This window comes from Pseudomonas sp. Hp2 (genome assembly GCF_006386585.1).
GTDB lineage: Bacteria > Pseudomonadota > Gammaproteobacteria > Xanthomonadales > Xanthomonadaceae > Pseudomonas_S > Pseudomonas_S boreopolis.
Genome location: NZ_VAHJ01000003.1, coordinates 255,801 through 269,109, shown reverse-complemented (window position 1 = coordinate 269,109; position 13,309 = coordinate 255,801). Strand labels below are relative to the sequence as shown.

General features: G+C 69.8%; 8 protein-coding genes. 2 read left to right on the top strand and 6 right to left on the bottom strand.

Annotated features, from left to right (window positions below; all coding sequences use genetic code 11):
- Positions 1-16: 16 nt before the first annotated feature.
- The 4 genes from FD678_RS10630 to FD678_RS10615 form a co-directional block, all read right to left on the bottom strand.
- The gene (locus FD678_RS10630; RefSeq protein ID WP_140722750.1) at positions 17-2,905 is read right to left on the bottom strand and encodes a TonB-dependent receptor; all 2,889 of its coding nucleotides are present in this window, start codon (positions 2,903-2,905) and stop codon (positions 17-19) included.
- A gap of 105 nt (positions 2,906-3,010) precedes the next feature.
- Entirely contained in the window at positions 3,011-4,069 is a 1,059-nt protein-coding gene (locus tag FD678_RS10625; protein ID WP_140722747.1) for a FecR family protein, read from the bottom strand.
- Positions 4,066-4,593, bottom strand: coding sequence for an RNA polymerase sigma factor (locus FD678_RS10620; RefSeq protein ID WP_140722744.1), 528 nt, complete (start codon positions 4,591-4,593; stop codon positions 4,066-4,068). Before FD678_RS10620 ends, FD678_RS10625 begins: the two co-directional genes overlap by 4 nt.
- Before the next feature lie 92 nt (positions 4,594-4,685).
- Positions 4,686-4,877, bottom strand: coding sequence for a heavy-metal-associated domain-containing protein (locus FD678_RS10615; protein ID WP_256661909.1), 192 nt, complete (start codon positions 4,875-4,877; stop codon positions 4,686-4,688).
- 133 nt (positions 4,878-5,010) lie between these two features.
- On the opposite strand from FD678_RS10615, the gene FD678_RS10610 reads away from it, so the two are divergent.
- On the top strand, positions 5,011-7,515 hold the full coding sequence (locus FD678_RS10610; RefSeq protein ID WP_140722741.1) for a heavy metal translocating P-type ATPase: 2,505 nt from the start codon (positions 5,011-5,013) through the stop codon (positions 7,513-7,515).
- A 13-nt stretch (positions 7,516-7,528) separates the two neighbouring features.
- Positions 7,529-8,005, top strand: a complete 477-nt coding sequence (gene cueR, locus FD678_RS10605; protein ID WP_140722737.1) for a Cu(I)-responsive transcriptional regulator — start codon at positions 7,529-7,531, stop codon at positions 8,003-8,005.
- A gap of 341 nt (positions 8,006-8,346) precedes the next feature.
- Here the strand turns inward: cueR and FD678_RS10600 are convergent, their stop codons facing one another.
- The gene (locus FD678_RS10600) at positions 8,347-9,927 is read right to left on the bottom strand and encodes an alpha-N-arabinofuranosidase (protein WP_177497738.1); all 1,581 of its coding nucleotides are present in this window, start codon (positions 9,925-9,927) and stop codon (positions 8,347-8,349) included.
- Positions 9,928-10,398: 471 nt separating this feature from the next.
- Positions 10,399-13,068, bottom strand: a complete 2,670-nt coding sequence (locus tag FD678_RS10595; RefSeq protein WP_177497736.1) for a TonB-dependent receptor — start codon at positions 13,066-13,068, stop codon at positions 10,399-10,401.
- Between the last annotated feature and the right edge of the window lie 241 nt (positions 13,069-13,309).

Here is a 13,309-nt window from a genome sequence, read left to right as displayed (position 1 = left end):
CGAGGCGGCAGGGAACTCAGAAGCGCGCGCGCAGGCCCACCGACCAGGTGCGGCCGTAGTCGGTATAGCCGCCGAACAGGCCATCGCCGACGTACTGGCGCTGCACCTCGCCGGTCAGGTTGATCGCGTTGACGAACACCGACAGGTACGGGTTGACGGTGTACGACAGGTTCGCGTCCAGGCTGCCGAACTCGTCGGTGTTGAGCGTGGCCACGTTGGCGGTGCCGACCGCGTTGAGGATCTTGTCGCTCCAGCTGTAGCTCAGCCGCGCGGCCACCGGGCCCTTCTCGTAGAACAGCACCGCGTTGTAGGTGTTCTTGGCGACGCCTTCCAGCTTGTCCTCGAAGGTGTCGTCGCCGTCGCGGTACTGCGCCTTGCTGTCGGTCCAGGTGTAGTTGAGCTGCATGCCGAGCCCGTCGAGCGGCGCCGGCAGGCCGGAGAACACCTGCTGGTAGGCCACTTCGGCGCCCTTGACGCTGGCATGGCCGCCGTTGGTCTTCGAGGACAGGCGATAGACCTGGCCCTGGTAGGTAAGGTTGGAGATCTCGGTCTGGATGAAGCGCGAGATGTCCTTGTAGAACACGCCGGCGGTGAGCGCGGTGGTCTTGTCGACGTACCACTCCCAGGTGAGGTCGTACTGCCAGGCCTCGAACGGCCTCAGCGCGGGGTTGCCGCCGCTGGCGGTGAGGATCTCGCCGCTGGAATTGAAAGTGAGCTTGGAGGAGAGGTCGGTCAGGTCCGGGCGGGTCATCACCTTGGCCGCCGAGGTGCGCAGCACCATGTCCTCGCGCACGTCCCAGGCCGCATTGAACGACGGCAGCGCCTCGGTGTAGGTGCGCTCGAAGTGCACAGGCGAAGCCTTGCCGTCGAGGTCGGCGTAGCCGTCGGTGGCCTGCTCGGTGCGCACCAGGCGCACGCCGGCGTTGCCGCGCAGTTCGCGCCCGGCCAGTTCGTGGCCGAAGTCGGCCATCACGTAGGCCGAGGCGATCTTCTCCTTCACTTCGTAGGAGTTCTGCAGGTCGGCCGCGTTGGGCGTGTTGGCCAGCGCGGCCGGGGTCGGCCAGTCGCCCCAGAACTTCGATTCGACCGGCGCCAGCCATTCGCGCGGCAAGTCGCCGTTGGAGCCGGACAGCATGTCGCCCACCGGCAGCGCGGTGAAGTAGCTGGCATCGAAGACCTTGCCGCCGATGCTGTTGAGGATGAGGTCGGCGCGGTCGTAGTCGCGCGAACGCTGGCGGTACTTCACGCCGGCCTTGACGGTGCGCAGGAAGCCGCCGTCGAGCGCGCGGCTGGCGTCGAACTGCAATGCGTCCTCCTTGTCCTCGGCGTCGATGGTGCGCCATTCCAGGCGGCGCCCCGGCGTGGCGCCGGGCGAGGTCGGGTCGTAGCCGTTGGTGAAGGCCCAATCCGGCACGTTGTCGCCGTCGGCCTGCGGCATGTCGATGCGCATGCCGACGGTGTTGCCGGTGCGCAGGCGGGTGCGACGGATCGGATCGGCGTCGTAGCTGTGCGCCTGCGAGTGGAACGCCACGCCGGACAGCGTCCAGGCATCGCCGGACCAGGTGGTGCCGAAGCGCACGCTACGGTTGTCGTCGACGATGCCGGAGGTCTCGCGCGAGATCTGCACCTGGCCGTTGCTGTAGTCGAAGCCGGTCACGGCGTCGTGCGACACGGCGATGTTGCGCATGCGGCCCAGGTTGTCGGTGCCGACGCCGATGCTGTACTCGTCGTAGTTGACCTTCTGGCGGGCGTAGAACAGGTCCAGGTTCATTTCCAGCGCCTGGGTCGGGCGCCATTGCAGCGAGGCGGCCACGCCGGTGCGCTCGCGGTCTTCCAGCTCCAGCGTGGGGCGGATGCCGGTGGGCGCGTAGTGCGCCTGCCCGTTGGTGCCGGGCACGCCGTTCTCGTAGTAGTCCCAGCTCACTTCGTTGACGCGGTCCTGGCGCAGGCTGCGCTCGGCGTAGGCGCCGGAGACCAGCAGGCCGAAGGTGCCTTCGGCGTTGACCCAGTTGAACAGGCCGGACACGCGCGGATCGTGCGAGTCGGCCTTCTGCGCCTGGCTGGATTCGAGGGAGACGTTGGTCAGCGTCCTGCCGAGGTCGAGCGGGCGAAAGGTGCGCACGTTGACGATGCCGCCGATCGCGCCTTCGTCGAGGTCGGCGGTCGGGCTCTTGATCACGTCCAGGCCCGAGACCAGTTCCGCCGGCAGCGTGTCGTAGCGGAACTGGCGGCCGGTCTGGCCGGAGTTGCGCACGTTCTCGTTGACCGCCATGGTCTGCCCGTTGAGCGTGGTGACCTGGAAATTGGGGCCGAGGCCGCGCACGCGCACGTACACGCCTTCGCCTCGGTCGCGCACGATCGACACGCCCGGCACGCGCTGCAGGGCCTCGGCGACGTTCTGGGCCGGCAGCTTGCCGATGTCCTCCGCGGCGATCACGTCCACCACGCTGTCGGCGTAGCGCTTGCGCCGCATCTGCTCGCTCAGGCTCCCCGCATAGCTGCCGGTGACCTCGATGCGCTCCAGTTCGGTGGCCTGCGGCAGGGCGTCGTGGGTGCCGGCCGGGCGCGCTTGGCGGTCGTCCTGCGCCGGCGCGGGAGCGTCCGCCGCCTCGGCCTCGATCGTCACGGTGGTGGCGTTGAGGTAGCGGTAGCGCAGGCCGGTGCCCTGCAGCAGGCGTTGCAGCGCCTGCTCGGCGCTCAGGCCGGGCGCGACCGCGCCGGCCTGCGGATTGCCGGCGGCGTGCGCGTCGTAGACGAACTGCAGACCGGTTTGGCGCGAAAGCGTGTTGAGCGCGCGGTCCAGCGGTTGCGCGGGGATGGCCTGCGTGGCCGCGGGCGTGGCCTGGGCGAATGCGGTGCCGGCATGGAGGGCGAGGGCGATCGAAAGGAACAGCGTCTTGCGCATCGTCGTGTCCGAGTGGGGGGTAGGGACGCGCGGTTTCGTCCGCGCATGCCTACCTACGAGGGACGACGGCGAGGATCGGGCACCGTTTTTTCGATGAATTTTTTCTTACAGGCGCTTGGGCGCGGCCGCGGCACCGCCACGGCGGCCGATCAGCAGCTCGTCGCCGGCGCGGCGTACGTCCAGGGTGGGCTGGTCGCGCAGGAACGCGAGCAGCGAATCGATGTCGCCGCCGCGCAGGTTGCCGGTCAGGCGCAGCGCCCCGGCTTCGGCGTCCCGGATCCGCAGCTGCGTGCGGTTGAGCCGGTTGAAGCGTTCGGCCACCTCCGACAGCGGCTCGTCGCGGAACACCACGCGGCCGTTCCACCACGCGGTCATGGCCTGCGGATCCTCTTCGCTGATGCGCGTGGCGCGATCGCGATAGGCGATGCGCGCGCTCTGGCCGGCGCGCAGGTCGGCGAGCAGCGGGGCCGAGGGTGCATGCCCGTCCCACACCTTGACCCGGCCTTCGGCGACTTCCACCTGCGCCTGCCGCTGGCGCAGCGCCACGTCGAAGGTGGTGCCGATGTCCTCGATGCGCAGGCCTGCCGCGCGGACCTCGAACGGACGCCGCCCGGGCGCCACCTCGAAGCTGGCCTGGCCGCGGCGCAGCTCGATGCGGCGCTGCAGCCAGCCCATCCGCACCGCGATGGCGCTGCCGCCGGCGAGATGGACGCGGCTGCCGTCGTCGAGCACGAACGCGCGCGGCGCGCCGAGGCCGGTTTCGTGCACGTGTTCGCGCGGCCAGAAGCCGTGCGCCAGCACCGCGACGCCGGCCAGCGTCGCGGCCAGGGCGAAGGCGCGCGCCAGGCGCGGGCGCCGCGCCGCGGCCGGCGCAGGGCGAGGCGTCGATGCGAGCGGCAGCGCGACGACGTTGTCCCGGGGCGCGCGGGGCGGGGCGGCCAGCAGCGCATCCAGGTCGATGTCCATCGAGCGCAGCGCGTCGCCGAGTTCGCCGGCGATGCACTGGATCGCCAGGTACTCGCGCAAGTGCAGCGGCGAGGCGACCAGCCAGTCCATGAACTGCGCCTGCTGCTCGGGCGCGAGCTCGCCGGCGCGGTGCAGCGCATGCCAGTGCGCGGCTTCGTGCGTCGCGTGCGCGCGGTGCTGGGCGGGCGCGTTGCTCATTCGTGGCCCGCCTCGTCGGCGAGCGCGCGGCGACAGGCGGAAAGCCCGCGCACCACGTGCTTCTTGACCATGTGCGGCGACACGCCCATGCGCTCGGCGATCTGCCGATAGCTGAGCCCGTCGCGGTACTGCATCACCAGCACCGCGCGGGTGTTCTCCGGCAGCCCGGCCAGCAGCGACTGCAGGCGTTGCTGGCGCTGCTGGCGTTCGACCACGTCGTCGGCCGCCTCGCCGGCGTGCAGCGCGATCGAGAGCTGTTCGAGTTCGTCCAGCGGCAACGGCGCGGGGCGCCGGCGCGCGGCCTGTTCGCGCGCCAGGTTCATCGCCACGGTGTACAGGTAGGCCTCGGGATTGGCGATGGCCTCGCCCTGGGACTGGTGCGCGCGCAGCAAGCGCAGATAGGTCTCCTGCACCATGTCCTCGGCCTCTTCGTGGGCGCCGCGCCGCGCGAAGAACCCGCGCAGCGTCGGGCGGTGCTCGACGAACAGGCCCGCCCAGCTCCGCTTTGCCTGTCCCCCCGCCATACGACCCCGCACCTCCCCAGCGTGCCGGGCAGGCTATTGCCGGGATATGACGCGGCGGTGACGGTGCGCCCGGCGCTGGTGCCGGTGCCGATCTACTTCGGCGGATAGCCGGCGTCGGCGAGCGCGCGCCGGATGGCGGCCTCGTCCGCCGAGGTCTCGATGCGCACCGTGTGGCTGGGCAGGTCGGCCTCGACCTTGGCTTCCGGCGCCACCGCCTGCACGGCGCGGGTGACGTGGCGGGCGCAGCCGCCGCAGGTCATGTTCTCGATGGTGTAGGCGATCATCGTGGAAAGCGTCCTCTGGGAAGCCGCCAGGCTAGACCTTCCCACGGTGGCAAGGTCAAGCGCCGGGGATGGGTTGACCTTCCCATCGTGGGAAGGTTCAAGATGGCGCCATCCCGAGATCGAGGCAGCGGAGATGACCACATCCAGCCCGGCGCGCAGGCGCGCCACGTCCAGCGAATTGCAGCTCCCGGTGGCCGGCATGACCTGCGCATCGTGCGTCGGCCATGTCGAGAAGGCGATCGCTCGCGTGCCCGGGGTGCAGGCGGTGCAGGTGAACCTGGCCACCGGCCGGGCCGACGTGCGCTTCGCCGGCGCGCCGGATCCCGGCGCGGTGGTGGCCGCGGTCGAGGACGCGGGCTACGAGGTGCCGCTGCGCGAGCTGGAGCTGGGCGTGGAAGGCATGACCTGTGCCTCGTGCGTGGCGCACGTGGAGAAGGCGTTGAAGAGCGTGCCGGGCGTCGAGTTGGCTTCGGTGAACCTGGCCACCGGGCGTGCGCGGGTGCGCCTGCGCGAGGGCCTGGCCACGCCGGAAGGCCTGGAAGCCGCCGTCGCCGACGCCGGCTATTCTGCGCATCGCCTCGATGCCGCCGATCCGGGGCAGGACCGCGAGGCGCAGGCGCGCCAGCGCGAGATCGACGGCCTCCGGCAATCGTTGCAGGCTGCCGCGCTGCTCGCCTTGCCGTTGGTGGTGCTGGAGATGGGCGGCCACCTGGTGCCAGCGTTCCACCACTGGCAGTTGCAGACCATCGGCCAACAGCCGCTGCGGCTGTTGCAGTTCGCGCTCGCCACCCTGGTGCTGGCCTGGCCGGGGCTGCGTTTCTTCCGGCGTGGCATCGCTTCGCTCCGGCATCGCGCGCCCGACATGAACGCCCTGGTTACGGTCGGCGCCGGCGCGGCGTGGGCGTACTCGACCGTGGCGACGTTCGCGCCGGGCGTGCTGCCCTCCGGCACCGACCACGTCTATTTCGAGGCGGCGGCGGTGATCGTGACGCTGGTGCTGCTCGGGCGCTGGCTGGAGGCGCGGGCGCGCGGGCGGACCTCCGACGCGATCCGCCGCCTGGTCGGCCTGCAGCCGCGCACGGCGCGGGTATGGCGCGACGCTGACTTCGTGGAGTTGCCGCTGGCGCAGGTAAAGGCAGGCGACGAAGTACAGGTGCGCCCCGGCGAGCGCGTGCCGGTCGACGGCGAGGTAGTCGATGGCGAATCGTACGTCGACGAATCGATGCTCAGCGGCGAACCGGTGCCGGTCGCCAAGCAGGCCGGCGCGCGCGTGGTCGGCGGCACCGTCAACGGCCACGGCGCGCTGCGCGTGCGCGCGACCGGCGTCGGCGCCGACACGGTGCTGGCGCAGATCGTGCGCATGGTCGAGCAGGCGCAGGGCGCCAAGCTGGCGATCCAGGCGCAGGTGGACCGCGTGACCGGCTGGTTCGTGCCGGCGGTGATGCTGGCCGCGCTGCTGACGTTCCTGGCGTGGCTGGCGTTCGGGCCTTCGCCTTCGCTCGGGCTGGCGCTGGTCAACGCGGTGGCCGTGCTGATCATCGCCTGCCCGTGCGCGATGGGGCTGGCGACGCCGGTCTCGATCATGGTCGGGACCGGGCGCGCCGCCGAACTGGGCGTGCTGTTCCGCCGTGGCGATGCCTTGCAGGCGCTGCGCGGCGTGCAGGTGGTCGCGCTCGACAAGACCGGCACGCTGACGCGCGGCAAGCCGGCGCTCACCGACGTGCGGGTGGCGGCGGGATTCGACGCGGACGAGGTACTGGCGCTGGTCGCCGCGGTCGAGGCCGGCTCGGAGCATCCGGTCGCCCATGCCCTCGTGGCGGCCGCCCGCGAGCGCGGCCTGGCGCTGCCGGCGGCAAGGGATTTCGCCGCCGAGCCGGGCCATGGCGTGCGTGCGCAGGTCCAGGGCCGGCGCGTCGAGGTCGGCGCGGACCGCTACATGCGGCGGCTCGGGCTGGACATCGGGCCGTTCGCCGAGGAACTGCAGGCGCTGGGCGCGCAGGGGCGCACGCCGCTGTTCGCGGCCGTGGACGGGCGCGTGGCCGCGTTGCTGGCGGTCGCCGACCCGATCAAGCCCGGCACGCCCGAGGCGATCGCCGCGCTGCACCGGCTCGGCCTGCGGGTGGCGATGGTCAGCGGCGACCAGCGCGCCACCGCCGAAGCCGTGGCGCGCTCGCTGGGCATCGACGAGGTGCGCGCCGAGGTGTTGCCCGAGGGCAAGGTGGAGGCGCTGGAGCAATTGGGCGAGGGCGTCCGCCGCATCGCCTACGTCGGAGACGGCATCAACGATGCGCCTGCGCTGGCCCGGGCCGATGTCGGCATCGCGATCGGCACCGGCACCGACATCGCCGTGGAATCGGCCGACGTGGTGCTGATGTCCGGCGACCTGCGCGGCGTGGTCAACGCGATCGCGATCTCGCGCGCGACGTTGCGCAACATCCACCAGAACCTGTTCTGGGCGTTCGGCTACAACGTCGCGCTGGTCCCGGTGGCGGCCGGCGCGCTGTACCCGTTCAACGGCATGCTGCTTTCGCCGATGATCGCGGCCGGCGCGATGGCCCTGTCGAGCGTGTTCGTGGTCGGCAACGCGTTGCGGCTGCGGCGCTTCCGGGCGGCGCTGCCGCTGGCACCTGCGACCTGAGGAGGGATGGACGATGAACATCGGCGAGGCCGCACAGCGCTCCGGCGTGTCGGCGAAGATGATCCGCTACTACGAACAATCCGGCCTGATCCCGGCGGTCGCGCGCTCGGCGTCCGGGTACCGCGACTACTCCGACAGCGACGTGCACCGCCTGCGCTTCGTGCGCCATGCGCGCGACCTGGGCTTCGACGTGGAGCAGATCGGCGAACTGCTGTCGCTGTGGAGCGATCGCGACCGCGCCAGTGCCGACGTGCATGCGTTGACGCTGGCGCACATCGCGCGGTTGCGGGAGAAGGCGGCGGAGATCGAGCGGATGATCGCGGTGCTGCAGCGGTTGGCGGACAGTTGCCACCACGACCGCAGTCCGGATTGCCCGATCCTCGACGAGCTGGCCAGCGACGCATCCGCGGCGGACGGGCTGGCGCACCATGCGACGCGCTTCGGGCAACCCGGGGAATCGCCGAAGCGACGGCGCCGCGCTCCGGGCTGATTCCATTGCGGGGCGAATACCATGGGAGCGGCTTCAGCCGCGATCGGGCCTTGCCGGTAAAGCGCCTCGCGGCCGAAGCCGATCCCGCAATGAAGCGTGCAGATCCATTCCCGTTCCGAGTCGCCGGTTTCCCGTCTTCGGCGGAGACGGCGACAGGATTGCGGAATGGCAGGCGCGGGGCAGATCGCGCCTCGCGGAAAGGTCCCGCGCTTGTGCCGCTCCCATGAAGCGCGCCGGCTCGAAGAAGGAGTCCGGGGCATGGCGCGCGGCCGCCTCTCCCGCACGGATGCGGAAGAGGCGAACGCCCGGGCATCGCGTGCGGCGATGCCCGGGCGAAGAGGTCACTGCAACTTCAACATCACGATCGACTTGGCCGGCAGTTCCACCTGCAGCGTGCCGCCACCCAGCTTGGCGCCGTTGAACGCCTGCGGCTTCACCGCATCGGGCTTGTCGTAGGTGTTGAGCGAGGTGATCGCCGGGGCGGTCAGGATCTGCCCGCTCACGCCGCGCGCCTGCGCATCGCCTTCCACCTTGACCTCCACCTGTGCGGCGCGGTTCGGGTCGAGGTTGGTCAACGCGACGTAGACGTGCCCGTCCTTGGCCTTGACCGCCGAACCGTGCACGGCCGGCACGGTGAAATCGGCATGGCGGTACTCGGGCGACTGGATCTGCAGCGGCAACGCGGTCGCGTCCTGGTAGGGCTTGTACATGGCGAACACGTGGTAGGTCGGGGTCAGCACCATCTTCGAGCCGTCGGTCAGGATCATCGCCTGCAGCACGTTGACCATCTGCGCGATGTTGGCCATGCGCACGCGGTCGGCATGCTTCACGAACACGTCCAGCGTCAGCGAGGCCACCAGCGCGTCGCGCAGCGTGTTCTGCTGCTGCAGGAAGCCGGGATTGCTGCCGGGCAGCGGCGCGTACCAGGTGCCCCACTCGTCGACCACCATCGCGACCTTCTTGTCGGGGTCGTACTTGTCCATGATCGCGCCGTGCTTGCTGACCAGTTCCTCCATGCGCAGCGCCTGCTGCAGCGTCTGGATCCAGGCCGTCTCGTCGAACTCGGTCGAGGACGCCCTCGGCGGCCAGCCGCCGGGCACGGTGTAGTAGTGCAGGCTGAGGCCGTCCATCATCTTGCCGGCCTCGCGCATCATCACTTCGGTCCAGTGATAGTCGTCGTTGTTGGCGCCGGGCGCGATCTTGAGGATCTTCTGGTCGGCGGGAGCCTTGATGAAGGTCTGGTAGCGGCGGTAGACGTCGGCGGCGTACTCGGCGCGCATGTTGCCGCCGCAGCCCCACAGCTCGTTGCCGACGCCGAAGTACGGCACCTTCCACGGCTGGTCGCGCCCGTTCGCGCGGCGCTCGTTGGCCAGGGTCGAACGGGTCGGCGCGGTCATGTACTCGACCCACTGCGCCATCTCGTCCGGCGAGGCGTTGCCGACGTTGCCGGCCACGTAGGCCTGGGTGCCTAGAAGCTCCGTGAAGTCCATGAACTCGTGCGTGCCGAAGCTGTTGGGTTCCTCCACGCCGCCCCAGTGCGTGTTGACGCTGACCGGGCGCTTGTCGCGCGCGCCGATGCCGTCGCGCCAGTGGTACTCGTCGGCGAAGCAGCCGCCGGGCCAGCGCACGTTGGGCACGGCGATCGCCTTCAGCGCGGCCACCACGTCGTTGCGGTAGCCGCGCGTGTTCGGGATCTTCGAGTCCGGCCCGACCCACACGCCGCCGTAGATGCCGGTGCCCAGGTGCTCGGCGAACTGGCCGAACAGGTTGCGCGAGACCTGCGGTCCCGGTTGGTCGGCACGCAAGGTGCCCTGTACGCCGACGTCCGCGGCCGAGGCCAGGCCGCTGGCCAGCGCCAGGGCGCCCAGCAGCAGCGACAGCCGGCGTGGTGTGCGAAGAGGTTTCAGGCCAGGAAGGCGCATGGGCAAGTCTCCTGTGGATGCGTGGGCGGGTTCCGGCCCACCGTGGATGAAAACGGCCGGGGCGCGGCCACGGGAGGCGCCGCGCCCGGCCAGGGCGGGTAATCCACCGCATAGATGCGGCTGGGGAGATGGGTAACCAGGTCGAACAGCGTCGGATTGCCGTGGTAGTCCCAAGTACTCCTCCCCGGTAACGTGGGTGGCGTCGAAGATCGGCATCAACCGCGGCGCCACCTGGTGGCCGAGCTCGTGCCCATCGGGGCCCTTCGGTGCGGCCAGGCCTGGGCCGGCATCGAGCAGCGGTAGTTATACCCGGTCAGGAACTCGTCGCGCTCCGCGTACGACAGGCGCGGGTGCGCCGGTGATGCACTCTTCATTGCGTCGGACCCTCTCTCCTGGGCGATGAACGGCAAGCATGGTGCGGGGAATGGGGTGTCCGCCGCCGGCATCGCGCCGGCGACGGTTGCAGCGGCTTCAGAAGCGGAAACGCAGGCCGACCGAGAACGTGCGTTCCATCACGCCGACATCGCGCGGGAACAGGGACTGGTTGCCGAAGTAGTTGCGGGTGACCGTGTCGAGCAGGTTGGTCGCCTCGACCGAGATCGTCATGCTGCTGTCGAGGTCGTAGCTCATCGCGAAGTCGAGCGAATCGATCGGCGCGACGTAGATCGACTGCGGCTGGTCGCCGCTGGCGGTGTAGCTGAGCGCGTACTTGCTGCGCCAGTTGTAGGCCAGGCGGCTGGAGAACGCGCCCTTCTGGTAGATCAGCACCGCGTTGTAGGCGCGCTTGGAGACGTTGACCAGGTCCTGCATCTCCCCGGTCGGCGATTGCGTGGCCGCATCGATGAAGGTCGCGTTGAGCTGCGTGCCGAAGCCGGACAGCCAGCCGGGCAGGAAGTCGTAGAACTGGGTATAGGCGACTTCCACGCCCTTGAGCGTGCCGTGGCCGGTGTTGCGCGGGCGGCTGACCGAGTAGGTCACTCCGTCGATGGTCTCGTCGCTGGCGTAGGTCTGGATGTAGCCGTCGATGCTGCGATGGAACGCGGCCAGCGACAGCAGCGAGCTCGGCTGGAAGTACCACTCCAGCGACAGGTCGATGTTCTCCGACTTGACCGGGTCCAGGTCCGGGTTGCCGCCGCTGCCGTTGGCCGCCACCGTGGCGGTCGGCTGGAACAGCGTCAGCTGCGGATTGAGGTTGGCGAAGGACGGGCGCGTGATCGACTTGCCGTACGACAGGCGCAGCAGCAGGTCGTCGCGGATGCCCAGGTTGGCGCTGAAGCTCGGCAGGAACTGGTCGTTGCTCTTGTCGATGTTGACCGGCGACTGCACGCCGTCGACCACCTGGGTGCCGGCCAGCTTGGAATCCAGCTTGACCGCGCGCACGCCGATCGCGCCGTCCAGCGGCATGTCGCCGATGTGCAGCGAGTAGCGGCCCTGCAGGTAGGCGGCGTAGGTGTCTTCCTTGTCGTTGAAGTACAGCGTGGGGTTGGCCGCGGGGTCGGCCGGGTCGTAGCCCATCGCCGCGCGGATCGCCGCGGCGTTGGCCAGCAGGTAGCCGCGGTCGGCCACCATCCACTGGTTGGTCGAGGTGTTGCGGTTGCCGTTGAGGAAGTTACTGGGCGTCAGCGAGGCCAGCCCGTCGAAATCGTCGACGAACACGGTGGTGCCGCTGATGTTGGTGCGCCCGCCGGTGTCGGCGGCGACGTTCTCCGCCTCGCGGCGGCTGGCGCGGAAGCCCACGTCGATGAAGGTGAGCGGGCCGGCATCCACCCGGATGTTGGCATCGCCCTTCCACGACCAGTCCTTGCCGACCTGGCGGCTCCAGCCGTCGTAGTACTGGTGCAGCCAGTACTTGGACGAGTCGTTGACGTCGAAGGCGCTGCCGTCGTAGTTCGTCACCACGGCGTTGGAAGCGCCGCCGTTGTCGAACGACATCGTCATCAGCGGCGCGATGAACGCGGTGTCGAGGATGAAGTTGCGGTTGTCGGCCTTGCTGTACGTATAGGCCAGGTCGGTGGAGAGCTTGACCCGCTCGCCCTGCCAGCTGCCGCCGATCGCGCTCTGGTAGGTGTCCGAGCTGTTGGCGTAGGCCTGGTTGCTGGTCAGCGTGAACAGGTCGCGCGCGGTGATGCTCTGCGCGACGTTGGTGCCCGGCTTGGTGGTCAGGCTGACCACGTTGCCGGAGTTGACCAGGGTCGGCAGCGGGATCCAGAAGTTGACCTGGTTGTCGTTGCGGTAGCCGACGTAGAAGTTCTCGAAGTACAGCTCGGTGTTCTCGTTAGGCGCCCACTGGAAGGTCAGGTTGGCCGAGCGGCGGTCGCGGTCGCCGAGTGTGTAGATCGAGCCGATCGTGTCGGGGATGTAGACCTGGTCGCCGGTGCCGAGCGGATTGTCCTTCAGTGTGTAGATGCCGTCGAACGTATTGCTCTCCTGGTAGCGCTGCGACTGGTAGGACACGCTCGCCATCACGCCGAACTTGCCGGCGTCGGTGTTCCAGATCCTGTTCGCGGTCAGGCTGCCGTTGGGGTCGGCCTCGCCGGAGTTGCGGCTGTAGATCGCGCGCGCGCTGCCGGCCAGGGTCCAGTCGTCGTCGAAATCGAACGGCCGGCGCAGGCGCACGTCGATCAAGCCGCCGATGCCGCCCTCGATATTGTCCGCGCCGCTGGTCTTGTACACGTCCACGCGCTGCAGCAGGTCGGCCGGGATGTCCGCCAGCGCCATGCTGCGGCCGGTGGTGGTGAACACGTTGCGGCCGTTGATCGTGGTCACCACGTCGGGCAGGCCGCGTACCAGCACCGTGCCGACCTCGCCGGCGCCGCGCGCCACCTGGACGCCGGTCACGCGCTGCAATGCCGCCGCGACGCTGTTGTCGGGCAGCTTGCCGATGTCCTCGGCGACGATCGAGTCGGTGATCTGCAGGCTGTTCTGCTTGAGCGTGATCGCGCTGGCGATGCTGCCGCGCACGCCGCGCACCTCCACCGTATCCAGTTGTTGCGCATCGCCCGCCTTGCAGGACGGATCGCCGGCATTGGCGTCGGCGCATCGCTCGCCGCCGGCGGGCGTGCCGGCCTGCTGGGCGAATGCGGCCGGCGAAAGCGCCAGGGCGAGGGCCGCCGGCAGGGCAGCCACGATCAAACGCGGCATGCGCCGCTTGGTGTTCACGAAGTTCATCGCGTAAAACCCCTCCCAGAGTCACATTGATGCCAGGGGCGCGCCTGCTTGCGCCGCTGTGCTGTTTGGAGCGGCGCGGAGCGCCGGTCGCACGGCATCCGGAGGGCCGGTCTTGTGTCCATGGCGTCTTCCGCGCATCTGGACAGCCGGTTTGCATTGCCGTTGCCATGGCCGCCCTTCGACGGCGGACGGAGAATAGTGGAGCGCCAGATAA